This is a genomic window from Oenococcus sicerae (genome assembly GCF_004102045.2).
GTDB lineage: Bacteria > Bacillota > Bacilli > Lactobacillales > Lactobacillaceae > Oenococcus > Oenococcus sicerae.
In genome coordinates this window covers 358,572-382,317 of sequence record NZ_CP029684.2, presented here as the reverse complement: position 1 = coordinate 382,317, position 23,746 = coordinate 358,572, and the positions used below count along the sequence as shown (strand labels likewise).

Annotated in this window: 24 protein-coding genes; 18 read left to right on the top strand and 6 right to left on the bottom strand. The window is 43.5% G+C overall.

From position 1 onward, the window contains the following. Window positions 1-45 precede the first annotated feature (45 nt). Complete coding sequence (gene thrC, locus DLJ48_RS01925) at window positions 46-1,509, top strand: threonine synthase (RefSeq protein ID WP_128685421.1); 1,464 nt, start codon at window positions 46-48, stop codon at window positions 1,507-1,509. Here thrC and DLJ48_RS01920 read toward each other — a convergent pair. Further along, window positions 1,506-2,885, bottom strand: a complete 1,380-nt coding sequence (locus DLJ48_RS01920) for an aspartate kinase (protein WP_128685419.1) — start codon at window positions 2,883-2,885, stop codon at window positions 1,506-1,508. The genes thrC and DLJ48_RS01920 overlap by 4 nt on opposite strands. Before the next feature lie 115 nt (window positions 2,886-3,000). On the opposite strand from DLJ48_RS01920, the gene purR reads away from it, so the two are divergent. From purR to msrA, 6 genes are all read left to right on the top strand, one after another. Continuing rightward, a complete protein-coding gene (gene purR / locus DLJ48_RS01915) occupies window positions 3,001-3,855 on the top strand; it encodes a pur operon repressor (protein WP_128685417.1) in 855 nt (284 codons plus the stop codon). Continuing rightward, a complete protein-coding gene (locus DLJ48_RS01910) occupies window positions 3,842-5,104 on the top strand; it encodes a bifunctional UDP-N-acetylglucosamine diphosphorylase/glucosamine-1-phosphate N-acetyltransferase GlmU (protein WP_128685415.1) in 1,263 nt (420 codons plus the stop codon). The genes purR and DLJ48_RS01910 overlap by 14 nt, the downstream gene beginning before the upstream one ends. 167 nt (window positions 5,105-5,271) lie before the next feature. After that, a complete protein-coding gene (locus DLJ48_RS01905) occupies window positions 5,272-5,838 on the top strand; it encodes an ECF-type riboflavin transporter substrate-binding protein (RefSeq protein ID WP_128685413.1) in 567 nt (188 codons plus the stop codon). Window positions 5,839-5,841: 3 nt separating this feature from the next. Further along, a complete protein-coding gene (locus DLJ48_RS01900; RefSeq protein ID WP_128685411.1) occupies window positions 5,842-7,533 on the top strand; it encodes an ABC transporter ATP-binding protein in 1,692 nt (563 codons plus the stop codon). Beyond that, window positions 7,526-8,362: an energy-coupling factor transporter transmembrane component T family protein gene (locus tag DLJ48_RS01895; protein WP_128685409.1), complete on the top strand. Its 837-nt coding sequence runs from the start codon at window positions 7,526-7,528 to the stop codon at window positions 8,360-8,362. The genes DLJ48_RS01900 and DLJ48_RS01895 overlap by 8 nt, the downstream gene beginning before the upstream one ends. An 11-nt stretch (window positions 8,363-8,373) precedes the next feature. After that, window positions 8,374-8,904, top strand: coding sequence for a peptide-methionine (S)-S-oxide reductase MsrA (gene msrA, locus DLJ48_RS01890; protein WP_128685407.1), 531 nt, complete (start codon window positions 8,374-8,376; stop codon window positions 8,902-8,904). 27 nt (window positions 8,905-8,931) lie between these two features. On the opposite strand, the gene DLJ48_RS01885 is transcribed toward msrA, so the two are convergent. Beyond that, the gene (locus DLJ48_RS01885) at window positions 8,932-9,609 is read right to left on the bottom strand and encodes a DUF6198 family protein (RefSeq protein WP_128685405.1); all 678 of its coding nucleotides are present in this window, start codon (window positions 9,607-9,609) and stop codon (window positions 8,932-8,934) included. A gap of 62 nt (window positions 9,610-9,671) precedes the next feature. Then, a complete protein-coding gene (locus tag DLJ48_RS01880; RefSeq protein WP_243148690.1) occupies window positions 9,672-11,060 on the bottom strand; it encodes an MFS transporter in 1,389 nt (462 codons plus the stop codon). A gap of 107 nt (window positions 11,061-11,167) precedes the next feature. Between DLJ48_RS01880 and DLJ48_RS01875 the strand changes: the two genes are divergently transcribed. The 4 genes from DLJ48_RS01875 to DLJ48_RS01860 all read left to right on the top strand — a co-directional run bounded on the left by DLJ48_RS01875 (window position 11,168) and on the right by DLJ48_RS01860 (window position 15,085). After that, a complete protein-coding gene (locus DLJ48_RS01875) occupies window positions 11,168-11,656 on the top strand; it encodes a hypothetical protein (RefSeq protein ID WP_243148635.1) in 489 nt (162 codons plus the stop codon). Between the two features lie 122 nt (window positions 11,657-11,778). Continuing rightward, a complete protein-coding gene (locus tag DLJ48_RS01870; RefSeq protein WP_128685401.1) occupies window positions 11,779-12,708 on the top strand; it encodes an ABC transporter ATP-binding protein in 930 nt (309 codons plus the stop codon). Continuing rightward, window positions 12,701-13,948: an ABC transporter permease gene (locus DLJ48_RS01865; RefSeq protein ID WP_128685399.1), complete on the top strand. Its 1,248-nt coding sequence runs from the start codon at window positions 12,701-12,703 to the stop codon at window positions 13,946-13,948. The genes DLJ48_RS01870 and DLJ48_RS01865 overlap by 8 nt, the downstream gene beginning before the upstream one ends. Window positions 13,949-14,209: 261 nt before the next feature. After that, window positions 14,210-15,085, top strand: coding sequence for a fructosamine kinase family protein (locus DLJ48_RS01860; protein WP_128685397.1), 876 nt, complete (start codon window positions 14,210-14,212; stop codon window positions 15,083-15,085). On the opposite strand, the gene DLJ48_RS01855 is transcribed toward DLJ48_RS01860, so the two are convergent. After that, complete coding sequence (locus tag DLJ48_RS01855; protein ID WP_128685395.1) at window positions 15,072-15,869, bottom strand: SAM-dependent methyltransferase; 798 nt, start codon at window positions 15,867-15,869, stop codon at window positions 15,072-15,074. The two genes, DLJ48_RS01860 and DLJ48_RS01855, sit on opposite strands and share 14 nt — an antisense overlap. Further along, window positions 15,859-16,287 (bottom strand): helix-turn-helix domain-containing protein, encoded by a 429-nt coding sequence (locus DLJ48_RS01850; protein ID WP_128685393.1) that lies wholly within the window; start codon window positions 16,285-16,287, stop codon window positions 15,859-15,861. Before DLJ48_RS01850 ends, DLJ48_RS01855 begins: the two co-directional genes overlap by 11 nt. 105 nt (window positions 16,288-16,392) lie before the next feature. On the opposite strand from DLJ48_RS01850, the gene DLJ48_RS01845 reads away from it, so the two are divergent. The 3 genes from DLJ48_RS01845 to DLJ48_RS01835 all read left to right on the top strand — a co-directional run bounded on the left by DLJ48_RS01845 (window position 16,393) and on the right by DLJ48_RS01835 (window position 19,016). Then, window positions 16,393-17,316: an alpha/beta hydrolase gene (locus DLJ48_RS01845; RefSeq protein WP_128685391.1), complete on the top strand. Its 924-nt coding sequence runs from the start codon at window positions 16,393-16,395 to the stop codon at window positions 17,314-17,316. A 50-nt stretch (window positions 17,317-17,366) separates the two neighbouring features. Beyond that, window positions 17,367-17,708 carry a hypothetical protein gene (locus DLJ48_RS01840; RefSeq protein WP_128685389.1) on the top strand — a complete coding sequence of 114 codons (342 nt, stop codon included), beginning with the start codon at window positions 17,367-17,369 and terminating at the stop codon, window positions 17,706-17,708. 183 nt (window positions 17,709-17,891) lie between these two features. Then, window positions 17,892-19,016, top strand: coding sequence for a DUF2075 domain-containing protein (locus DLJ48_RS01835; RefSeq protein WP_128687056.1), 1,125 nt, complete (start codon window positions 17,892-17,894; stop codon window positions 19,014-19,016). Window positions 19,017-19,056: 40 nt separating this feature from the next. Here DLJ48_RS01835 and DLJ48_RS01830 read toward each other — a convergent pair whose 3' ends face one another. Continuing rightward, the gene (locus DLJ48_RS01830; protein WP_128685387.1) at window positions 19,057-19,905 is read right to left on the bottom strand and encodes a MurR/RpiR family transcriptional regulator; all 849 of its coding nucleotides are present in this window, start codon (window positions 19,903-19,905) and stop codon (window positions 19,057-19,059) included. 94 nt (window positions 19,906-19,999) lie between these two features. Here DLJ48_RS01830 and gnd point away from each other — a divergent pair, with 94 nt between their 5' ends. The 4 genes from gnd to DLJ48_RS01810 all read left to right on the top strand — a co-directional run bounded on the left by gnd (window position 20,000) and on the right by DLJ48_RS01810 (window position 23,739). Beyond that, window positions 20,000-20,905, top strand: coding sequence for a phosphogluconate dehydrogenase (NAD(+)-dependent, decarboxylating) (gnd, locus tag DLJ48_RS01825; protein ID WP_128685385.1), 906 nt, complete (start codon window positions 20,000-20,002; stop codon window positions 20,903-20,905). A gap of 163 nt (window positions 20,906-21,068) precedes the next feature. Beyond that, the gene (locus DLJ48_RS01820; RefSeq protein ID WP_128685383.1) at window positions 21,069-21,956 is read left to right on the top strand and encodes a DegV family protein; all 888 of its coding nucleotides are present in this window, start codon (window positions 21,069-21,071) and stop codon (window positions 21,954-21,956) included. Window positions 21,957-21,958: 2 nt separating this feature from the next. Continuing rightward, window positions 21,959-22,837 carry a DegV family protein gene (locus DLJ48_RS01815; RefSeq protein WP_128685381.1) on the top strand — a complete coding sequence of 293 codons (879 nt, stop codon included), beginning with the start codon at window positions 21,959-21,961 and terminating at the stop codon, window positions 22,835-22,837. Between the two features lie 35 nt (window positions 22,838-22,872). Further along, window positions 22,873-23,739: a serine hydrolase gene (locus tag DLJ48_RS01810; RefSeq protein WP_128685379.1), complete on the top strand. Its 867-nt coding sequence runs from the start codon at window positions 22,873-22,875 to the stop codon at window positions 23,737-23,739. Window positions 23,740-23,746: the final 7 nt, after the last annotated feature.

The following is a 23,746-nucleotide window of genomic DNA, read 5'->3' as shown; positions in this document are numbered from 1 at the left end:
TTAACACGAGCCATCCCTTTCTGCTATTATGACCGCAGAGGTTATATGAAATTTCAAAGTACACGCGGTAAGGCACCGCTCGTAAGCGGCTTGCAGGCTTTAATGAATGGGTTGGCTCCGGATGGCGGTTTGTATGTGCCGGCTGTTTTTCCTAAGCTTGATTTCGATTGGGAAAGATTAAAAGATGCCAGTTATGTTGCGATCGGAACGCAAGTTTTGTCGCTTTTCTTTGATGAATTTTCCGAGGCCGAGATCACAAATTTTTTGACGGAGGCATACGAAAATTTCGATTATCCGCAAAAGGTCAAGATCCAAGAGCTGGACAGCCGCAAGGATCTGCTGGAGCTGTTTCATGGGCCGACTCTGGCTTTTAAAGACATGGCTTTGTCGCTTCTGCCTTATTTATTGACGGCAGCGATTCAAAAAACTCAGCACAAGGAAACATTAGTTATCTTAACAGCTACCTCAGGCGACACGGGCGGAGCGGCCTTAAATGGTTTTAATAATGTGACTCAGACAAAAATTGTCGTTTATTACCCGTCAGTCGGTGTTTCCAAGCTGCAGCGTCAGCAGATGACGACGGCTTCCGGTAAAAATACGCATGTCGTTGCTGTGACGGGCAATTTCGATGATGCCCAAAAGGCTGTGAAACAATTATTGATCGACCAAGAACTGATTCAGCGAATGCAGGCTAGATCCTTGCGCTTTTCTTCAGCTAATTCCATTAATATTGGCCGCTTGGCAGCACAGGTTGTCTATTATGTCTATGCCTATGCTCAATTAGTCCAAAAAGGTCGTTTAAAAGCCGGCCAAACATTAGATGTGACCGTACCGACTGGTAATTTTGGCGATATTTTAGCCGCTTACTGGGCCAAAAAAATGGGTCTGCCTTTAGGAAAATTAACCGTTGCTTCAAACGCTAACCATGTTTTGACTGACTTTTTTGCCAGCGGTATTTATCAAGCCGATCGTGATTTTAAAGTGACCAGCAGTCCCGCGATGGATATTTTAGTTTCCAGCAATTTGGAGCGTCTGCTTTTTGACCTTGCTGGTGCCGATTCTGTTGCCGGTTGGATGAAAGATCTGGCCGAGAAGCAGACATATGAAATTGATGATAAGACGCTGGCTAAATTGCAAAAACAATTCAATGCTGCCTTTTGTGATTCGGCTCAAACCAGTCAAACGATCAAAAAGATCTTCACTGAAAATAACTATCTCTTAGATCCGCACACAGCCGTTGCCGTTGCCGTTAATGAAAATTTCCCCAGTCCTGATCAGCAGTTGATCGTTTCGACAGCCAGTCCTTTTAAATTTGCAGAAACTGTTTTAACTGCATTAGGCCAAACGGCTGCTGCTGATCCAGAGCTGAATTTAAACAAACTATCACAATTCAGCAAACAAGCTGTGCCGGCGGCAATTGCTGATTTGTTTACAAAAAAACCAGTCCATACACAAAAACTGGCTATAAAAGATTTGCGAGCTGATCTGATTGAGACACTTGGCCTTTAGTCTTCTTTTTTAGCGTGGCCGTGATCAAAATGAGCATTATAGATCGCCTGTACCGCACGGTCCGCATCCTCTGGACGCACACCTAGCATGATTGAAATTTCAGAGGATCCTTGGTTGACCATGGTCAAAGAAATATTGGCTTTTCGCAGCGGATCAACGATATCTGACATTGCACCGACACGATTGACCAGCCCTTCGCCCACGACCATGATGATTGAGTAACTATTGCGCCATTGCAGCACATCGGGCTTGATTTCATCTTTGATACGCTGCGTTAGCTTTTCTTTGCGACCATCAGTCAGCTGATTTTTATCCAAAATAATCGTGAGATCATCAATTCCTGATGGCATATGTTCATAGGAAATATTTAAATCTGCCAAGATCTGCAAAATTTTTGCTGTAAAACCAACTTCGCGATTGACCAAGTAGCGGTGCAGATACAAAACTTGAAAATGGTCTGCGCTGGCGATGCCTGTAATACGATTTTTATGTGAGATCTGATCCTGAGGCACGATCATTGTGCCTAAAGCTTCTGGATGATTCGTATTTTTAACATTGATCGGAATGTTGCCCTGAATAGCCGGCAGAATTGCTTCGTCATGGAAAACGGAAAAACCAGCATAGCTTAATTCACGCATTTCATCGTAAGTCATTTCTTTGATCGGCGCTGGATCATCAACTAGATTAGGATTGACCGTATAAATGGAGTCAACATCCGTAAAATTTTCATAGAGATCAGCAGCAAAACCTCGTGCTAAGATCGCACCTGTAATATCGGAGCCGCCGCGCGAGAATGTATTGATCAGATCATTTTTCGTAAGACCAAAAAACCCGGGGAAAACGATCACTTCGTCCTGCTGGATCTTTGTTTGCGCGATTTTAGCATATGATCCGGGTAAAATTTGAGCATTGCGTGCTTGGTCTGTGACGGTCAGCCCCACTTCTTTGGGCGTCAGCCGCCGGGCCTTCATGCCGATTTTATTAAGTATTTGCGTGATCAGACTAGCTGACAAAAATTCGCCTTGAGCGGAAAAAGCGGCTTTTAAAAAATCTTCAGAGGGGTAGCTGCCAGCTGCGATTGAACGCAGATGTTTTTTTAGATCCTGCATGACTTCTTTTGGCAGTTTGAAGAAATCAGCAATTTCTGCATAACGCAAAAAGATCTGCTTATAAATATCTGCAGTTTCTTGCTGATCAATGACAGCCTGTGCCAATTGCAGCAGCAGATCTGTGATTTTGATATCTTTTTTAAAGCGTTTTCCTGGTGCGGAAACGACGATCACGCGTCGTTGCGGATCGCTTTGAATGATCTTGATAACTTTGCTGATCTGGGTGCCTGTCGCAAGTGAACTCCCACCAAATTTGACAATTTTCATAAGCCTTATTCTAACCTGAATTACAGAAAAATGTTTGTAAGCTTCTCTTCTAATGTTCGGAATCTACTGGTTTATTTCTGAATTTTTAGTAAAATATTAGCGAAAGGACATTTTTATGAAAACACCTCGTGCTGAACGTTTAGTTGATATGACCCATTATCTGATAGAAAGGCCGCGGACCTTGGTGCCGCTGACTTTTTTTGCTAATCGCTATTCGTCGGCGAAATCATCTATTTCAGAAGATCTGACGATCCTAAAAAAAACCTTAAAAGAACGCGGTGTCGGTCTACTAGAGACGATTCCTGGTGCAGCCGGCGGTGCTAAATTTTATCCATATATTTTGGAACGTGAAGCAGATGAATTTGTTAATGACATGCTCAAACAAGTCAATGATGAAACACGTGTTCTGCCGGGCGGTTATGTTTATTTGTCCGATTTATTAGGCCAGCCTGCCATTCTACGCCAAGTTGGTCGTTTGATCGCGACTGAATATTTAAATACGAAGATCGAAGCTGTCATGACAGCAGCCACCAAAGGAGTTCCTTTAGCAGCTGCAGTAGCCGAGCAGTTAAATGTTCCTTTTGTGATTGTCCGTTCGGGCGAAAACAAAGTGACCGAAGGACCGACCGTTTCTGTAAATTATTTGACGGGTTCATCCAAACATGTTGAAAAAATGGAATTATCCCGTCGTAGTCTGCCAACTGGCTTAAATATTTTAATTGTGGATGATTTCATGAAAGCGGGCGGCACGATCAACGGCATGAAGACTTTAGCTAAAGAATTCGAATCAGATGTCAAAGGAGTCGCTGTTTTCGCTGAAGGGCGGGCAAATGAACGCCAAGTCAATGACTTCACTTCTTTGCTGCACGTTGATACGAATCTCGATTCTGGTGAGGTGATCAAAGTACAATTAGGAAATTATAAAGAAAATATTTTTCGTGGAAGGGAAAACAAGATTGTCAGAAATTGATGTTGTTATTTTAGCTGCCGGCAAGGGCAGTCGAATGAAAGATAATCTGCCTAAACCGCTGCATAAAGTTGCTGGTTTGCAAATGCTTGAATGGGTTTGTCGGGCGGTTCGCAAGATCGAACCAAAAAATATTATCGCTGTACAGGCACCGAATGAAGATTTTTCTTCCTATGTTGATGAAACGGTCGTTCAAAATGAACAGCTGGGCTCCGCTAATGCCTTGCAAACGGCTTTTTCCAAGGTACAAGCTGAAAAAATTATTGTCATCAATGCAGATATGCCTTTAATGACTGACCAAAGTCTTATGGACTTGGTCAATACTGGTGAAGGGTTTGACGCAGCTGTTTTAGCAACCACTTTGAAGACACCTTTTGGTTACGGCCGTATTATTCCGATTGGTGATCGGGAAGTTGTCGAACAAATTGTTGAGGAAAAAGATGCAACTGTAGAGCAGCGCACGATAAAACTAGTCAACTCAGGTGTTTATCTTTTTAAAACTGATTATATTAAAAGGGCGATCGAAGCTGTCAAGACGGACAATGCTCAAAATGAATATTACCTGACCGATGCCTTGGCAGGTGCGAAAATTGTGCAGGCGCGTGATTGGCGGGATCTGTTAGGCGTTAATACACAGCAGCAGTTAGCGGCCGTTAATAAAATTGCTAGAAAACGTATCAACAATCAACTGATGACCAACGGTGTCACGATGGTTGATCCAGCAACGACTTATATTGATGCCAATGTGGTTATTGGTACTGGCACGATTATCAAACCTGGTACTGTGATTGAACATGATTCTGTCATTGGTGCCGATAACGAGATCGGACCTTACGCGCATTTACGTGAAAAGACAGTCACAGGGATCGATGTTCATATTGGTAATTTTGTCGAAACAAAAAATGCTCGGATCGGTGATCACACACATATTGGCCATTTAACATATGTTGGGGATGCTGAGGTTGGCCAAGCAGTCAACATTGGTGCTGGCACGATTTTTGTCAATTATGATGGTAAAAATAAGCATATGACGCAGGTTGGCGATCGGGCTTTCATTGGCAGCAACAGCAAACTGGTAGCGCCCGTGACGATCGCAGCTGAAGCGATCACAGCCGCAGGATCAACGATCACAGACGATGTACCCAAACACACATTGGCGATCGCTCGCCAAAGACAAACAAATAAAGCCGATTTTTGGAAACGCATGCCGCACGAAGATTTCGCGCTCAATTACGATAAAAAAAATCAGTGAAAAGCCAGTTGACTAGTATTGAGACCAATTGAATCATTTTTAGCAATATCATTAGTGATAAAATCGATATTCAAGCTTGCTTTTTATAAAAAATAACAAGTCGAATTGTCGAATTAAGTTAAACGACAGCTGTCGCAAAATTTCGGAGTGGAGTAGGGAGATTGATCATGCAGGAAAAAAATAAAAGCTGGATCAGTGTCAAAGATGTCGTTGCAATTGGAATCGGGACAGCCGTCTTTTTTGTTTTGATGCGTTTTGTGGCTATTCCTTTACCGATGTCAAATACAACCATCAATTTGGGTGAGGCTTGGTTGAGCCTGATCGCGGCTATTTTTGGTCCCATCGTTGGCTTTCTCGTTGGTTTTATTGGTCATGCTTTAAATGATACGGTTGCCGGTTGGGGTGTTTGGTGGACTTGGGTTTTTGCTGATGGTGTTTTAGGTCTGCTCTTGGGTCTGATCAAGCCAAGATTGAACTTGCAAACAGAAAGCTTAACTGCTAAAAAAATCGTCCTTTTTAATGTTTGGCAGCTTATTGCTAATGCGATCGCCTGGCTTGTGATCGCACCTTTGGGCGACATTGTCGTTTATAAACAACCAGCCTTAAAGGTCTTTTTGCAGGGCGCGTGGGCTGGAGTCGGCAATGTGCTGGCGATTGCCATTGTAGGCACCATTTTGTTAGCTGCTTACAACAGGACACGGACCGGCTCGGGTTCTTTGAGGTCTGAAAAGTGATTTATGCCAGCAATTAGTTTTAAAAATGTCAATTTTAAATATCGCATTCAAAGCCAAGCTACATTGCATAATGTTAGCTTTGTTTTTGATTATGGGCAGAAAATTATTATTGCTGGTCCTTCGGGGTCGGGCAAGACAACGATCGGTCATCTGATCAACGGTCTGATCCCGCAAAGTTTTTCAGGCGACATTTCCGGTCAGATCATGATTAATGATGAAGATATCCAAGATCTGGATATCTTTCGTCTGTCTTTTGCTGTCGGCACGGTTTTACAAGACACCGATGCCCAATTTGTTGGTATGACGGTTGCTGAGGATGTCGCTTTTTTATTGGAAAATGAACATACCGATCATGATCAGTTACTGAAAAAGACCGATCAATGGCTCAATGAGCTGGATCTGCAATCAGTTAAGGCTCACCATCCACAGGAGTTATCAGGTGGCCAAAAGCAGCGTGTCAGTATGGCCGGCGTGCTGAGTTCTGATAGCAAGATCTTGTTATTTGACGAGCCGCTAGCCAATTTGGATCCGGCTTCTGGTCGAACGGCGATCAAATTAATTTCGGATCTGCAAAAAAAGTTAGGCCTGACCGTTATTATTATTGAGCATCGCTTGGAGGAATCTCTGAAAATTGATGCTGATCAGCTATTGATCATCGATCAAGGAAAAATTATTGCCGATGCTAGTCCGGACGATGTTTTAAAAACAGGTGTCATCAATAAAATCGGCTTGCGCGAGCCGCTATATTTAACTGCTTTAAGACATGCAGGCTTTAATTTAGCTGAGGAAAATCATTTAACGAATATTGAATCTTTTGATCAGGTGGTCGTTTCCAAAAAATTGTCAGCTTGGATGAGGACGAAGCCTTCTGCGGGCAGCCAGCCATCAGCTAAAGTAGTCTTATCAGTTGAGGATCTTTCTTTTTCTTACGCAGATCAAGCAGTCTTTCGAGATTTTAATTTGGATTTTTATGCTGGGGATATCACAGCGATCGTTGGTAAAAACGGATCGGGCAAGTCAACTTTTTCTAACCTAGTCACAGGTTTTTTGAAAGCTGATGCCGGTAAAATAACACTTGATGGTCAGATTTTAAATGATCTTTCAGTGAAAGAACGTGCTGATAAAATCGGTTATGTGCTGCAGGACCCTAACCAAATGATCAGCCAAAATTTGGTTTTTGACGAGGTGGCTTATGGTTTAAAGCTGCGCGGTGTTGATCCAGACGAGACCGAACGGCGTGTGAGACAGATTTTGAAAATTTCTGGTCTGGATACGATGCGCCATTGGCCTGTTTCAGCTTTGAGTTTTGGTCAGAAAAAACGTGTCACGATCGCTTCGGTCTTGATTTTAAGGCCCAAAGTACTGCTCTTGGATGAGCCAACTGCCGGTCAGGATTATTTGAATTATCGTTCGATAATGAATTTCGTCGCTTCACTGAATCAAAAATATGCGACTTCGATTATTGTGATCACGCATGATATGCATTTGATGCTTGAGTACGCTGACCGTGCCTTGGCCTTAGTCGATGGTCACATCATTGCTGATAAGACCCCAGCCGCTCTACTCAGCAATTTGGCATTGTTGAAACGTGCTTCGCTAGCACCAACGAGTCTTTATGAGCTAGCGAATTTTGCCGATGTTGACCCGATTCGCTTATCGCAAAGGCTGGTCGAAAGTGAGATCGATCATGAATAGTACTTCGTTTAGTCTGGCCTATCAAAATCGCGGTACTTGGCTTGATCTAGCTGGCGGCGCCACAAAGTTATTAGCTTTCTTGCTGCTATCGGGAATTTCAATGATCGTACTAGATACACGATTCCTGATTTTTCTCGTTATTTTATCTTTGATCGTTTTGAAAACCAGTCAGGTAAAGTTTTCGGAAGTTTCGACTTTGGTTAAACTAGTTCTTTTCTTTATGGCGATCAATTTGTTCATGATCTACATATTGGCACCGAATTATGGCGCTCAGCTTTACCAATCAAAAACTATCTTATTCGGCAGCGGTTTTTACGCGTTGACCAGCCAAGAACTATTATATTTAGTCAATGTTTCACTGGAATATATCGTCGCCGTACCCTTAGCACTGATCTTCTTATTGACAACTAATCCATCGGAATTTGCCTCGGGCTTGAATCGCATTGGCATTCCTTACAAAGTCAGCTACTCAGTCTCGCTGGCATTGCGTTATATTCCGGATGTGACCAAAGAATACCAGCAGATCAGTCTTTCTCAGCAAGCTCGTGGCAATGAAATTTCTAAAAAGGCTGGTTTTCTGAAACGGCTGAAGGGTGCTTCGGCTATTTTAGTACCGCTATTATTGAGTTCGATCGATCGTATTGAGTCAGTTAGCCAAGCGATGGAACTGAGGCGTTTTGGCGCTAAGAAAAAACGCAGCTGGTATTTTTCTGAACAGCTCAAGGCAGTTGACTACGGCATTTTATCCGCAGTCTTGTTAATTATCTTAGTTGGCGTTATTCTTTTGTTTGTGAATGGCGGCCGTTTTTGGAATCCATTCGTTAAATAAAGGAGCTTATCATGGCAGAAAAAACGCAAACAGCTATTTTTGCCGGCGGATGTTTTTGGTGCATGGTTGAACCATTTGATTCCTTGCCGGGCATTGTGAAAGTTCGTTCAGGCTACACGGGCGGTCACGTTGATCACCCAACTTATGAACAGGTCTCAGCACATTCAACAGGTCATACAGAAGCCGTTAAAATTTGGTTTGATCCAGAAAAAATAACCTATTCTGATTTGGTCGAACTTTATTGGCAGGTGACCGACCCGACTGATGCAGGTGGCCAATTCCAAGATCGTGGTGATAATTATCGACCGGTTATCTTTGTTAATTCGGCTAAACAGCGTCAAATTGCTGAAGCTTCCAAACAAAAACTGATTGAATCAAAAGTATTTGCCAATGATCCAATCGTGACCAAAATCGAAGATGCTGTAGTCTTTTGGGATGCCGAAGCATATCACCAAGATTTTTACAAATACAATCAGGCTCGTATGAAACTGCAGGATGCACAACGCGAAGCTTTCACAGAAAAGCATTGGAACAAAAATTAAGCAGATCGCTTAATTGGCGTTCTTTTTTTATAGTTTTGTTGGATCGATATGCAGGAGATGTTTGAAAAGGTGCTGGTCTCCCCAAGCAATATTATTTCCTTGCAAGAAAAAACAGTAAAGTGTCCCGATACCGTAACCTAATATTTTACCGGAGACCAGCCAGCAGACTAAGGAAATACTGACGGCTACAATGAAGTTTGAAATTTGTCCTAGTGGCGCCGAACCATGGAAAAATTTAAAACGTGCCAGATTGGTAAGACCGTCTAAGGGATGCATGACAAAATTGGTGCGCTGAATAATAGAAATGCCGACACCAATTGCCCAAATACCGATCAGATCAATCAGAATTTTAATGATCAGAGGCAGTCCGACAATGAAAGGTTGAAAAAAATTGGCAAATTCAGCGACAAAGACGCTGAACAAGAGACCAAAAACCATATTGCCAGCAGCTCGGTGCCAATCAATGTGATCAACCAATAGCAAGTTAACAGCAGCCGCAAAGATCGCCTCAATGGCTAGGAAAAGCATGGTTGGCAAATGCGTGATGTTCGATAAGTTGACGGCGGCTGCTGACCAAGGGGCTGCTCCCATCGCAGCAGCGATCGATAGGCCGTTCCCGAAAGAAATGATCGTCAGAGAGATGAAAAAATAAGAAAGTTTTTGTTTTAGCGTGAGCTCGTAGTAATCGCCGTTCAAATAATACATGTTTCCATTAAAGCACTTATTTTTATAGGCTTGGATCAGCTGACAAATAAAAACCAGGAACTTCAGTTCCTGGCGACGTACTTATGCAGTGCATTCCTTTTTAACATTCGGTAGAGGGTCAAAGCAAAGGCCAGCAGACTCATCAAAGCAGCGAAGATAAAGCTCCAATGCATTGATTGAATAAAGTATTCTGGATGTTTCGGCAGATAATTGACAACACGATATCCAGCCAATTGACTCATACCGATAAAGAGCATCGTTGTCGCAAAAGTATTACCGACAATAAAGCCGACATTCCGGGCTAAGGCTGTCACAGACCCGGCAATGCCTAACAGCGGCCTTGGGACAGTACTCATAGTCAGTGCGTTATTGGGTGACATGAAGATGGCTGATGACATGCCGTTTGCGATCAAAGTGATGACCAACAATAAATAAGGAGAGGCACCGCCGATAGATAGATAGCCGATCTGGCTCAGCGTGAGTCCGGCAAGACCGATCAATGTGATCAATTCTTTATCGAATTTATCGCCAGCCCAGCCGGAAATTGGTGAAAAGATAAAATTCGCGATCGGAAAACACATCAGGATCAAACCAGTCTGACCCGGTGTGAGTTTTCGCAGATCCTGCAGGTAGAAAGGCATGAGAATATTCGTGTAAGAGTTAATTGCGAAAACAAGAAAAGCCGTCGTCAGCGAGATTGAATAAAGCTGATTTTTAAAGATTTCCAATTTGATCATAGGCTCTTTGATCACGTTTTCTACTTTTATAAAGGCAATTAAAAACAGAATTGAAATGACGAGGCCGCTAATAACCAAAATGTCTTGGAAACCGACCACTTCAGCAGCGTTGACAGCTAAAAAGAAAATGGCAATAAAGGCGAAAAAGAGGATCGAACCTGTATAATCGATTTTTTCATCCGGCTGTGCGATCGTATCTTTAGGGAAATACTTAATGCCGATCAGAATCGTCAAGAGGCCAAAAGGAACATTGACCCAGAAAATATAAGACCAGCTGAGCAGGCTGAGGATCGCACCACCGATCGCTGGACCGGCGATCGCACCCAATGAAACGAACATACCTGTGATCGACATCGCGCGAGCACGCATGCTGGCTGGAAAGTTGGAAGTTGTAATACCAAAGCTTGTTGCCATGGCCATTGAGGCACCGATTGCTTGTACCACGCGGGCCGCCAGCAGGAATATCAGACCGAATTCAGAAATGCCGGCCAAAAATGACCCGATCGTAAAAATGACCGTGCCGATTTTGAATATCTTAATTTTGCCGAAAACATCGCCCATACGGCCAAATAGCAGCAGCAGGCCGGATATCACGATCAAATAAACGATCACGGTCCAAGTAGCTTGATTTAAAGGAATATGTAGATCTTTGGAGATAGACGGCAATGCAATATTCACGATCGACCCATCTAGAACACTCATAAAAGTCAGCATTCCGAGCGCGATCAAGATGCAAATGTGGTCTTTATCTAATTTGTTTGAAACTTGCGAATTCGTATTTTGCACAAACAACATTCTAACATTTTGTTAGTATAGACGGGATGGTAGAAATTTTAGGACAAACGATATTGGATCAAATAATTGATCAAAGCTATCCGTTGACGAGCTTTCCAACCGATAGCTACACGCAAGCTGTTGCCGACACTTTGGAAAGCAATTTTGATCCTGCCAAAATAAATCGCAGCGAAGTTAAGATCAATGGCGGCATTGAAAATGACGGCCAGACAATTTCTTTAGAGTTGGCGCCTTATGCACTGCCTTTGCGCTACATAAATGAGTATAAGAAGTTAATTCACCCGGATGCACAGGTGCCGCTGTTCCAGTATTTGATTTTTGAGTCAAACAAAATCAGCAGATCCAAGCTGAAAATTATCCAACTGGATGATCTGTCTGGTCTGGATCAGCAGATCCAAGCTGATTATGAGATTGAAAAGAACTGGGTCGAACCAGAAGAAGCCGCAGAAGAAAAAGCTGAAGATAAAAAGAAGGCTGCAACTAAAAAACCTGTTAAAAACGTCAAAAAGAAATGACGTTTTTTTATACCCAAAATTTCACGGACAACGCAGATCATTTATGACTTATTTTTTTATGCTATTATGATGATATCGATATGATATTATTATGTTGAATTAATCCATCATAAGGGAGCGTTATGCTAAAAATTGAGCACGTCAACAAAAGCTTTACGGATCTTAAGGCGGTCGTTGACGAATCTTGGGAATTGGATGCCGGTCAGATTTTGGGACTGATCGGTCAAAATGGTGCCGGCAAATCAACCACTTTTAAACTGATTTTGAATTTTCTGACTTTGGATTCTGGATCGATCACATTAAATGGCGAGAAAATTAATAGTCAGACGATGAACGAAATTGGTTTTCTGCCTGAAGAACGCGGTTTGTATCCGGATGTCAAAGTCGGCGAACAGATCTTATATTTTGCTGAACTGCATGGTAGGTCCAGAAAAGAAATTCGGTCGAAAATGCAGGATTGGATGGATCTTTTTGATGTTCAAGGCAAGCTGACTGATAAAGTCAAAAAACTTTCCAAGGGCAATCAGCAAAAAGTACAGCTGATCACAGCCTTGATCCATGAACCGAAATTGATTATTTTAGATGAACCTTTTAGCGGCTTGGATCCAGTCAATGCTCAAGTACTTTTGGATATTATCGTGGCCCAAAAGCAAAAAGGGGCTGCAATTATCTATTCGTCGCATGATATGAATAATGTTTCGGCGATTGCTGATAAGGTCATTATGCTGAATCGTGGTCACGTTGTTTTAAATGGTCGAACAGCTGATGTGCGTCAATCTTTTGGCCGCACGAAAATTTATTTGGAATCACCGCTGACCCAGCAGCAGTTGCTGGATATTAAAGGTGTGACATCAATCACAGCCCGAGCTGGCGGTCTGGAAGTGTCCTTGGCTGATCCGAAAGTTGGTGAAGAAATTTTCTATTTAGCGACAAAAAACGGCTATATTACAGCTTTTGATCAGCAGCCGCCGACCTTAGACGAAATTTTCCGTATGAAGATCGGTGAAGACGCGATCATAGAAGCAGCGAGCGAGGGATCAACGCATGACTAAAACTTGGATCGTTGCTAAAAATGTATTCTTAAAAAATTTAAAAAGTCCGGCTTATTACTGGATGCTGCTGGCACCATTTGTTTTTGCACTGATCGGTATTGGCATTGGTTTTATTGCTAGCAAGGCCACGGATAACAGCGCTAATCCTAATTCAATGATCGGTATTGTTGGCCAGCCCAAACAGACGACGCTTTTGAAAAATGCTTTAAAAAGTCAGGCTGATGTTCGCAGCGAAGCTAATCTGAAACAGGCGAAAGCGGCCTTGGCCAAACAAAAGATCGATGCTTATATCACGTTAAACGCTGACTATTCCAAGGCACAAATTGTCACGAATTCTCAAGCTGACACGAGCTTTAATGTCGACTCGATCAAGCAGACGATCACGAGCTTGAAAACACAGACAGCGATCGCCAGCATGCATCTATCGGCTGCGCAAGTTCAGAACTTAACGGCGCCAGCTGATGTTAAGACGCGGTATGTTTCTGTCAAAGAGTCCAAAATTTCTAACAGCGCCGTTGACAGCGGCCTACGATATGGCGTTTCTCAGGCTTCGGTTATTTTAATTTTTATTTTTCTATCAACCTACATTCAAATTACAGGTAGTGAGATCGGGACGGAAAAGGGATCTCGGATCATCGAAAGTCTGCTGGCAGCTGTTCCAGCGCGCCAGCATTTTGTCGGTAAGATCATCGCGATCGCGGGTCTGTTACTGGTCCAATTAGCGGCTTATGCGGTCATTTTGATTGCTGCGATCATCTTGGCAGGTCCTTTTGGCTATGCTAAATATGTGAATATGGTCGATTGGTCGCAGTTAGGCTTTGGCTTCGCTGGGGTCGTGATCTTGCTGGCCTTTGCAGCGATTTTGCTTTATATTGTGCTGGCAGCTGTCTTTGCTTCAATGGTCAGCCGCCAAGAAGACATGCCAAAATCAACCTCAACAGTGATGTATGTTGCCTTGATACCTTATGCGCTGAGTTTTATGGGAACGACTGCGGCTAATTCGCTTTTCTTTAAAATAATGTCTTTTATTCCGCTTTTCAGTCAGTCGCTGATGCCGATGCGTATGGCAGTTAATTCTGCTTCGACAGTTGACGGCTTGATCGCTTTTGCCTTGCAGCTGGCCGCCCTTGCCATTTTTATCTGGCTGGCATCGGGCATTTACGCTAAAAATGTGTTGAATTATGACGATGGCAAACCCTTAACTAAACTTTTGCGGACTTTTAAAATCAAAAATTCGTGATATACTTATTGGCGATGCGATGAGTCGAGGAAACGTTAGCTAAGGCGCGTTTCTAAACACGGTTGGCTGAGTTGAATCTCAAGGAACGCACTTTCCGCCTTCGCTTTGGATGTTGTGGAACTTCCAAGGCTGCTGGACTAACAGTACGTGGTTACAGTTGGTAACAATTGTCGTTAGCAGCTAACGTAAAGCTGCAAAGCCAAACTAGAGCAACCGAGAGGTTGCTCTTTTTTTGTTGATCAAATTGATTAAGATAAAAGTATGTTTAGCCTTAATGAGAATTTTTTACAACACATCGATTTACCGACCGACTCAAAAATCACACGTTATCACAGGGTCGGCGGTGGTGATATCAATCAGGCTTATTCGCTGGAGACGGAAACTGGCGAGCATTATTTTTTAAAAGTTCAGCCGAATTCTGTAGCGGCTTTTTTTCAGCATGAAGCCGATGGCTTAAAATTGCTTGCACAGGCTGTTAGAGTACCGCGGGTCTTGGGTATGGGCCAAGTCAAAAAGGACCAGTGGCTGCTGCTAGAATCTCTAAATGCGGTCAATGATGGCGACCAGTATGCTTTAGGCCGCGCTTTGGCAAAAGTTCATGCGATCACGAGCCCTAATCAGGAATTTGGTTTTGATCGGGATTTTACAGCTGGCAAAACAGCGAAAATAAATCATTGGCAAAAGGACTGGTACAACTTTTTCGTTGAACAGCGTCTGGCTGTTTTACGCGGCCTGCTGCTGCAAGAAGGCAAATGGGTCGTATCTGACAGGGATTACGAACAAGCAGTCAACAAATTCAAGCTGCTGCTGACCGATCATGTCAGCCAGCCAAGCCTGCTGCATGGTGATTTTTGGTCAGGCAATTTTATGTTCGATGCTGACTCTGGTGAACCGATTTTTATCGATCCGGATGTCTATTATGGTGACGCGGAATTCGACCTTGGCATTACGACGGTCTTTGGCGGCTTCAATCGTGATTTTTACGCTGGTTATCAGAGTCTACGCCCTGTTGACGCGGGAATTGACCAGCGGCTGATGTTTTATCAGCTCTATTATTTGATGGTGCATGCGCATTTATTTGCCGGCTCTTATATCCAGGCCTATGCGGGCAAACTGGCCCAGATCATCGGACACTAAAGACTTGGTCCTTCACCAGATCGAATTGCGGCCAATGTTTATTTAAAGCTGTCGGCACTGATAATTGAGCCTGCTGCCAGAATTTTTTCGAATTCGTCACACCGTTTTTTTCACCGATCACGATCAATTCACGAGAATGAACGAAAAAATCATGGGCACGCAGGTAGTTCAAAATCAACCAGTCGGAATTAGCGTGCTGCGGTGACCAGGCCAATAGGAAAACGTCAGTCTCTTGGAAATAATATTCGATCGCGGCACTTGCTTCCATTCTGATGACTTTTGTGATCGGTGCGATCGGGTGCGCCATGATCTGCCAATCAAAATTATCCGTAGCCGTGATCGGATAATCCATTTTCAATTCACGGATACCAGCTGTTAGAAAACCGTTGCCAGCCATCAATTCAACGACTCGGCGGCCATCTAAATAGGCAAGCAGATCTTGTGTCCAGTCTTTTGAAATATAGGCAAACATACCGTATTTCTCGATCAAATAATCACGAAAATCAGTCAATAATTCATCCAAGACCTCGGCCGGTCGAACTTTTTGCTGAATAGCGAGTTCTGTCATGTCGGGCGTAATTTGTTTGGCCAAAAAATCTTGAATTTCCGTGATCATGGCATCGTCCAGCAGCAGCTTAGGCAATTTTTCAGGCAGATGATGCTGACTGATGGCCAGATCGGCAAAAAGCAGATCATCGATTAAATCGCTGACCGGATAGACTTTGGCAAAATAATCCCGGCAGGCTTTTAGACGGGGAATGTAGCTTTCTAAATTAAAGGTCATTTTGATTATTAAAAAGATCCAGTGATTCTTGATGATCGATATGGATCAGATCGCCAGTTGAACGACGACCGCGAGCATGCAGATAGCCTGAGATCAGCTGCAGGATTTCGTATTTATCATTATTGTCCAAAGGTGTGTCGTTAAAAGTTAGTTTAGCTGACGTGATCATGGCTTTGGCTAGATCCAGCTGATCATTATTGTAACGGCCAACGAGATAATCCATCGAGACATCAAAATAATCGGCTAATTTTTTGACTTCCAAATAATTCGGGTTTCGTTCGCCGCGTTCCCAATTACCGATTTGGGATTCTGTGTTTTTGGCTTCACCCTTGGATAAGTTCTTATTTAAAGCTTTGGCTAGCTCTTTTAAGGTGATCCCTTTGCCTCGCCGCAGCGCCCTTAGTCTCTCTGGAAACATGCCTCTATCTTATCAGGAACGAGGTCTTTATTAAACGCGCACCTCTGTTCGTCTTTTTCGACCATATACCAGAAAAAAATGATCGAAAAGGGTATATTGAAAAAGATGCTTCGTTGGTTAACTAGGATCGTGATCGCTATGCTCGTGCTTTATCTGGCCGCCTGTGCTTATTTTTTCAGTGTGGCCGAGCTGCGAAACACGCAAAATGATAAAAATTACACAACTGTTGGTGTGCCGGCCAGTCTTAAGTCTGATGTCGCAGATTTTCAGCAGCGTTACGAAGCGACCGGCCGAAAAGTCACTTTGAAACATGATGCTTTAAAACTCGACGCTTATTACCTGCCTGCACAAAAAACGACGAATAAAACTGTGATCGTGATCCATGGTTTTCGCCGAAACAAAAGCGGTATGAAAGCCTATGTAGATATGTTTGCCAAGCTCGGCTACAATACTTTGACGGTAGACAACCGTGGGCATGGCCAGTCGCAAGGTCATTATGTCGGTTTCGGCTGGCTGGATAAAAGTGATATTGAAGCTTGGATCCGTTATTTAGTCGCCAAAAATGCCAAGGTTGAGATCGTGCCCTTTGGTATTTCCATGGGCGGCGCTACCGTAGCGATGATGTCCGGTGACCAGTTGCCTGTTAATGTTAAAGCCTTGATCGAAGATTCCGGCTACACGAGTGCTGAAGCGGAAATCGCTTATCAGGGAAAAGAGATGTACAATTTGCCTGCCAAACCGATCGTACCGACTGTCAGTCTGATCTCTAAAATTTTTGCCGGCTACTCTTATGCGCAGGCTGATACGCTGGCACAGATCAGAAAAAATACGCGGCCGATGCTGTTTATGCATGGCGGTGCCGACAGTTATGTGCCGACTAAAATGGTTTATCAGTTGTATAAAGCTGATCCCGATTCGCGCAAACGACTTTGGATCGCAGCTAATTCTGGTCATGTTCAAGGATTTGGCGACCATCCGGCCGCTTATACGACTCAAATCAAGCAATTTCTTAATCTATATTTTAAGTAATAAATAGCTCGTTTGTTAAAATGAAGAAGTTGTTTGAAAGGAAATTATAAATGACTAGCACTTTATGGTATGAAATTTTAAATTGGACCTATGTTCTGTTGCAGCAGTTTATGTTTTTGGCATTGGCTGTTTTCTTGATCTGGGGTGGTATTTCGATCAAGAACCATGGCCTCGGACTTGAATCCGATAAGCTCATCACGGATCCTAAAACAAAGAAGCCTGTGACGCCTGCAAAACCTGTCAAGGGACAATATAAGCGTTATGCTTGGCTCTATGTTGGTATGTGGGTCCTGAGCAGTTACTTTATTATCTACCAAGTAATTTTTGCTTTGATCTCTATGCTGATCAGCGGTTCATCATCGTCAACATCGTCTTCAACAAGCAGCTATTGATTTGTCCAACAAACGTCTATTGGGAGCTTTCACGATTTTTCAAGAGACGTTTTTTTATACCAATTTTTTATTTTATGAAAGGTCGATCGAGTGAGTGAGTTTCAAAAACACGCTGCAGCTGCTTTTTTATTGAATGAACAGGAAAAATTATCGGCCGAACAGCAGCAGCTGATTGAAAAAATCATGAGTTTCAGCAAAGAACAGCTCAATGCTGGTCAGACAGCCGTTCTTGTGATCCAAGGGGATGCCGGCACGGGTAAAAGTCTGATCTTGCAGCGGGCTTTTGCAAAACTGCAGCGGATCAGCCAGCAGGATAATGAGTCGCCGCTCTATAAAACGCAAAATTATCTCTTGGTCAATCATGCCGAAATGCTGAAAATTTATCGCAAGCTGGCTGCAGATGATCCGAATCTTAAGAAAATCAGTTTTATGAAACCCACCTCATTTATCAATACCATGGCCAAAAAACAGCTGACTGCTGACGTTGTTTTCATTGATGAGGCTCACTTGCTGTTGACGCAAGCAGACAATTACAATAAATTTCATGGCAACGATCAATTGCAGGAAATTATGAAACATAGCCGTGTTGTTGTTTTGGTTTTTGATCCCTATCAGGTCCTCAAATACAAAAGTCATTGGAACACAGATCGTTTGACTAACTTGATCGCAGCATATCCGCATGAGACTTTTCAATTAAAACAGCAGTATCGCATGCAGGCCGCTGGTGATCATATTGCCTTTTGGATCAATCAGCTGACGCGCAAACGACGGATATTGCCGCAAGTAGCCAGTGCTGCTTTTGATTTTCGTATTTTTACAGATGCCCAAACAATGTTTCAGCAGATCAAAAATCAGAATCGCAAAGTCGGGCTTTCTCGTATGCTGGCAACGACCGATTTTCCTTACACGGTGGGCAAAGGTACTTGGTATGTCCAGGCTGGTGATTTTCGTCTGCCTTGGGACAAATTGGATGTTGGCAGCGAGCCTTGGGCGCTGCGTGATCAGACGATCGATGAAGTTGGTTCGATTTATACGATCCAAGGTTTTGATCTGAATTACGCAGCTGTGATCATCGGGCCCTCGATCTCTTATGATGATCAGGCCAAACAGATCACGATCGATACGACTCGTTACGAGGATCATGCCGCTTTTAGAACACCGGCCGGTCAGCAGATCTCAATTGCCGACAAGCAGCAGATCATGTTAAACGCCTTAAATGTGCTGCTTAAACGCGGCCGTCGCGGTCTTTATATTTACGCCTGCGACGACAAATTACGCCGTCAACTTCAGCAGTTAGTCATCAACTAAATTTTGCATTTTAAAAGCCGCTTGATCAAAGATCTGCCGGCTATTTTTTTACTCTGGTCTGTTCGATCACTTTGCGCATCGAGGTGATCACTTGATCGGTTTCCTGCTTTAACCGATGCCCCACCAGCGTGAATAAGGTATCGATGATCGTGATCTGCGCCACGAGCGAGCTCATCGATTCTTCGCGAAAGTTCACTTCTTCGGAATAAGAATTCAAAACGATATCGGCGTTTTTTGCGATCGGAGACTCTGGAAAAGCTGTGATCGCAACAATTTTAGAGCCGTTTTCGCGTAATTTGTTTTCAACCAGCAACGTGTCTTGATTACGGCCTGAATGGCTGATCACGATGCCTAGATCATCGCTGGTCAAATGAGCAGCCTGCATGATCTGGATATCATAGTCCGGGTGGCTGACGATATTCAGATTTGTCCTCAAAAATTTGTGGTAGGCATTAAAAGCCACGATCGAAGAACCGCCGATGCCGAAAAAGCCGATTTTTGCTGAATCGACCAGCCAATCAACGACTTTATTTAAGTCCTTCACTTTCAAATTGGCGGCTGTCGCTGTTAATGCTGAGACACCGGCCGAGAATAGTTTCTTCACGACTTGATCGCTTTCATCATCTTCCTCGATCTCGGTAAAGAAGTCCGATCGTTCGGTTTTTTTGCTGGCCGACAAAGCGATGAGAAAATCACGAAAGTTGGGGTAGCCTAAATGTCTTGTAAAACGGGAGATCGAAGCTGTCGAGATGCCGATTTTTTCTGATAAAGTCTGGATCGTGGCATCAACGATCGAGTCTTGGTGCGACAACACATAATCAGCAATTTTCTTTTCGCCAGGATGCAGTTTTTCATAGTAAGACCTAATATTTTCAGCGACATTCTGCATAACTATTTACCTCTATGTAAATATTTTACTCGTAATTATTTGATTTGAGTAAAAGAATTTCATAAAATTAAAAGCGTAAAGAGAAGGAGCTAAGATGAAAGTTGGCATGATCGGCCTTGGTAAAATGGGCCTTAATTTAGTTAAAAATATGATCGATAACGGCATTGACGTGGTTGGTTTTGATCTCGACCCCGATTCAGTGAAAGAAGCTGCGCTGTATGGCGCTCAGACTGCCGGCAGTACGCAGGAACTAGTTGAAAAATTAGCTTCGCCGAAAATTGTTTGGGTCATGGTACCGGCCGGCCGGCCAACGAATTCAACGATCGATGATCTGATCACGAAATTGGATCCTGATGATATTTTGATCGATGGCGGCAATTCGAATTATAAAGATAATCTAGAACAAAATAAACGGACGACTAAAGCCGGCATCAAGTTCTTCGACGCTGGTACTTCAGGCGGCATGGAGGGCGCTTTGACTGGCGGCAACTTTATGATCGGTGGCGACGATGCGCAGGCTTGGAAGACGATCGAACCGCTATTTAAAGCAATTTCAGTGCCGGATGGTTATCTATATACAGGCAAGCTTGGTTCTGGACACTATTTAAAAATGGTTCATAACGGCATTGAATATGGTGAAATGGAAGCGATCGCTGAAGGTTTTGAAGTCTTGGAAGCCTCTCAGTATGATTACGATTATAAAGCCGTGGCAAAATTGTGGAATCACGGTTCGGTTATTCGCGGCTGGCTGATGGAATTAGCTGAAGATGCTTTCTCCGATGATCCGCATCTTGATCAGATCGCCGGCAGAATGCACTCGTCAGGCGAGGGTAAGTGGACGACTGAAGAAGCAATGGACTTAAGAGTACCGGCACCAGTCATCGCATTATCCTTAATGATGCGTTATCGTTCAATGCAGGACGATACTTTTACAGGCAAAGTGGTGGCAGCTTTACGTCATGAATTCGGCGGCCATGCTGTTGAAAAAATCGCTGATTGATCGCTGATCAAAGACAGACAACTGATGAAGATCGAAAAAGTTGTCTGTTTTTATTTGTGTTGATTTAGAATAAAACAAGTGGACATTTCGCGTCTTGACACAAATATTGGTTGACTAGGATAAAATATTGCTTAAGAACATTTTCTGGAACGAGGTTAGTTGAATGAGTGAAATTGCCATTATTACCGATAGCTCGAGCTACATTGCAGCGGACCTATTGGAGAAACACCATATTTACATCGTGGATAATCCGGTGATTTTTGGGGAAACGGTTTACCACGAATCCCGTTGGCCGGTCAACCCTGATTTTTATCGAGAAATGGCCAGCAGTGCCGTACAGCCGACGACCAGTCAGCCTTCTACGGGCGACATCGAGGCCGTTTTTGATCAAGTTAAGGCTGATGGCTACAAGCAGGCAATTATGGTGACTTTGTCTTCGGGCTTTTCTGGTACCTATGAAGCTGCTGTCAGTACTGCAAAACAATATCAAGATCTCGATGTTCACGTCTGGGATTCGAAAATTGCTTGTATTGGTGCCGGCAATCAGGCTTTGCTGGCAGCTGATCTGGCTGAAAAGGGTTATCCAGTTGATGAGATCTTAAAAAGACTGCTTTTATTGCGTCAACGAACTGGCGTCTTATTTGTTGTCGACTCGATCAAACACCTGCAGCGGACAGGACGTTTGTCTGGCGGCCAAGCGCTCGTAGCCGGCCTTTTAAGTATTAAGCCGATTCTTCAGATCGATACGAATCAGCAAGGAAAGATCGACGCCATTGCCAAGGCCCGTAAAATGACAGGAGCTTGGGAATATATTGAAGCAGCTTTCGGCAAAACCGTTGCGACCTATAAGAAAAATGGCTGGCCGCTGCGGGTCATGGTCATCGATGCTGATAATCCGGAATTAGCGGATTCTTGGACTGACAGAGCTAAGGTCCTATGGCCGGAAATTGTTTTTGAAGGTGGCATTATTGGTCCTTTGATCGGTGTTCATACAGGAGAAAAAGCGGTCGGTTATCTTTGGGCGCAAGACTATAAGACAATGGAGGATTAAAAATGACGAAGAATATTGCTGTTATCGCTGACAGCTCTTTTGCTATTTCTAAAGAAGATCAGCAAAAATACAATATTTACATAATTCCGACGCCGATTATTTTTAATGAAAAGATCAAGTATGATTCCGATTGGTCATCTCCAGCAAAATTTTACAAAGAAATGAATTCAGCCAAAAATCTGCCCACGACATCCATGGCCAGCCCGGCTGATGTGATCCGGGCTTTTGATCAGGCTAAGGCAGATGGCTATCAGCAAGCGATCCTGATGACGCTCGCCAGCGGCATTTCTGGTTTTTATAATTTGGCAGTCAATATGGCCAACGATTACGAAGGCCTTGACGTTCTTGTCTGGGATTCAAAATATACGTTGATGGTTTCCGGTGTGCAGGCTTTGCTGGCTGCCGAGTTATCGGCACAGGGCTTGACGCGTGATCAGATCATAGAAAAAGTCCGCCAATTACGTGATACGACCCATGTTTTTATTGTTGTAGATGATATTAGTCATTTAAAACGGACTGGGCGTCTGGCTGGTGGAACGGCCTTAGTAGCTGGTTTATTGAATATCAAGCCGATCCTGACCTTCAATGACGAGTCTAAAATTGTTGCGATAGGTAAGGAACGACAGATGAAACGTGCTTGGGCCTGGCTTTTGAAACAGTTTTCGACTGATCTGGCTGCTTTTGATCGACCCGTTCGAGTACAATTCGCCGATGCCAACAATCGCGAACTGACAGAGAAATGGCAGGCCGATCTGCATAGCAAGTATCCGACTATTTTGACGGACTTTATTACGATCGGACCTTTGATCGGTGTTCATACGGGTGAGAAGGCTGTCGGCTTTGTTTATATGCCGGACTGGAAAGATATTGCGAGAAATTAATCTATTTTTAATTTTAAATCGCTATAATTCTGTTAATGAATAAGAAACGGCTGTTTTTCATATCGCTGATTTTTATCTTAGCCAGCGCGGTTTTTTGGGTGATCAAAGAGCCGGAGTTTGTCAGCAGCAAAACAGTTAAGATCACTTCGAGAAAGTTTTTTTCGATGAAGAAAATCACAGCACAGCTTAAAAGCAGCATAAAAAATATATCCTTTAGCGATGCCAAGACGACAAGTCCGATGGTCTCGCAGACAGCTTTCACGAAAAAAATTAACGCGATCGTCGGTCAGTCCAAGGCCGATGTCTATGTGTTGGATACAAAAACAGGCCAAAAATTGACCTATTCCAATGGCGGCCATCATTTTTGGCTGGCTAGTTCGATCAAGGCTTCGATCCTGACGCAGCTAGTCAAAGCAGATGGTCCTTTGACCGGCACGAACAATGATCTTGCGACGAATATGATCGAAATATCGGATAATCAGTCAGCAATTGAGCTGTTTGAAGAGATCAACGGCTTTTCCGGTATTGAAAGTCTCTGGGCCAAACTAAACATGACTCAGACGCATGCCAATTATAACGGCTTCGGTCTTTCTACCTCGACGGCTGCCGATCAGATCAAACTGCTGAAATATATCTTAAAGATGCCGACGGCAGATCGTAGTTATATCTTGAATTTGATGGCCAATATTACGACGGCTCAGCGATTTGGTATCGGTGCCATGAAAGATCCGGCTTTCAAAAATGGCTGGTTGAATGCCGATGACGGCAGCTGGTATGTCAATTCGATCGGTTATTCTGATCATGAAAGATATTTAGTCGCCATCTTAACGCAGAACAATAGCGGCCAAGACAGCGGACAGCAGTTAGTCAGCCAGATCGCCAGCAGTATCATTGCAAAATAAAACAGCC

Coding starts and splice junctions, on each gene's coding strand:
- DLJ48_RS01870 (WP_128685401.1), top strand. CDS start 11,779: ATGCTAAAAATTGAGCACGTCAACAAAAGCTTTACGGATCTTAAGGCG.
- purR (WP_128685417.1), top strand. CDS start 3,001: ATGAAAACACCTCGTGCTGAACGTTTAGTTGATATGACCCATTATCTG.
- DLJ48_RS01900 (WP_128685411.1), top strand. CDS start 5,842: ATGCCAGCAATTAGTTTTAAAAATGTCAATTTTAAATATCGCATTCAA.
- DLJ48_RS01885 (WP_128685405.1), bottom strand. CDS start 9,609: ATGTATTATTTGAACGGCGATTACTACGAGCTCACGCTAAAACAAAAA.
- DLJ48_RS01840 (WP_128685389.1), top strand. CDS start 17,367: ATGACTAGCACTTTATGGTATGAAATTTTAAATTGGACCTATGTTCTG.
- DLJ48_RS01895 (WP_128685409.1), top strand. CDS start 7,526: ATGAATAGTACTTCGTTTAGTCTGGCCTATCAAAATCGCGGTACTTGG.
- DLJ48_RS01855 (WP_128685395.1), bottom strand. CDS start 15,869: ATGACCTTTAATTTAGAAAGCTACATTCCCCGTCTAAAAGCCTGCCGG.
- DLJ48_RS01835 (WP_128687056.1), top strand. CDS start 17,892: ATGAGTTTCAGCAAAGAACAGCTCAATGCTGGTCAGACAGCCGTTCTT.
- DLJ48_RS01830 (WP_128685387.1), bottom strand. CDS start 19,905: ATGCAGAATGTCGCTGAAAATATTAGGTCTTACTATGAAAAACTGCAT.
- DLJ48_RS01845 (WP_128685391.1), top strand. CDS start 16,393: ATGCTTCGTTGGTTAACTAGGATCGTGATCGCTATGCTCGTGCTTTAT.
- DLJ48_RS01810 (WP_128685379.1), top strand. CDS start 22,873: ATGAATAAGAAACGGCTGTTTTTCATATCGCTGATTTTTATCTTAGCC.
- DLJ48_RS01880 (WP_243148690.1), bottom strand. CDS start 11,060: ATGCTGACTTTTATGAGTGTTCTAGATGGGTCGATCGTGAATATTGCA.
- DLJ48_RS01820 (WP_128685383.1), top strand. CDS start 21,069: ATGAGTGAAATTGCCATTATTACCGATAGCTCGAGCTACATTGCAGCG.
- msrA (WP_128685407.1), top strand. CDS start 8,374: ATGGCAGAAAAAACGCAAACAGCTATTTTTGCCGGCGGATGTTTTTGG.
- DLJ48_RS01865 (WP_128685399.1), top strand. CDS start 12,701: ATGACTAAAACTTGGATCGTTGCTAAAAATGTATTCTTAAAAAATTTA.
- DLJ48_RS01920 (WP_128685419.1), bottom strand. CDS start 2,885: ATGAAAATTGTCAAATTTGGTGGGAGTTCACTTGCGACAGGCACCCAG.
- gnd (WP_128685385.1), top strand. CDS start 20,000: ATGAAAGTTGGCATGATCGGCCTTGGTAAAATGGGCCTTAATTTAGTT.
- DLJ48_RS01905 (WP_128685413.1), top strand. CDS start 5,272: ATGCAGGAAAAAAATAAAAGCTGGATCAGTGTCAAAGATGTCGTTGCA.
- thrC (WP_128685421.1), top strand. CDS start 46: ATGAAATTTCAAAGTACACGCGGTAAGGCACCGCTCGTAAGCGGCTTG.
- DLJ48_RS01815 (WP_128685381.1), top strand. CDS start 21,959: ATGACGAAGAATATTGCTGTTATCGCTGACAGCTCTTTTGCTATTTCT.
- DLJ48_RS01850 (WP_128685393.1), bottom strand. CDS start 16,287: ATGTTTCCAGAGAGACTAAGGGCGCTGCGGCGAGGCAAAGGGATCACC.
- DLJ48_RS01860 (WP_128685397.1), top strand. CDS start 14,210: ATGTTTAGCCTTAATGAGAATTTTTTACAACACATCGATTTACCGACC.
- DLJ48_RS01875 (WP_243148635.1), top strand. CDS start 11,168: ATGGTAGAAATTTTAGGACAAACGATATTGGATCAAATAATTGATCAA.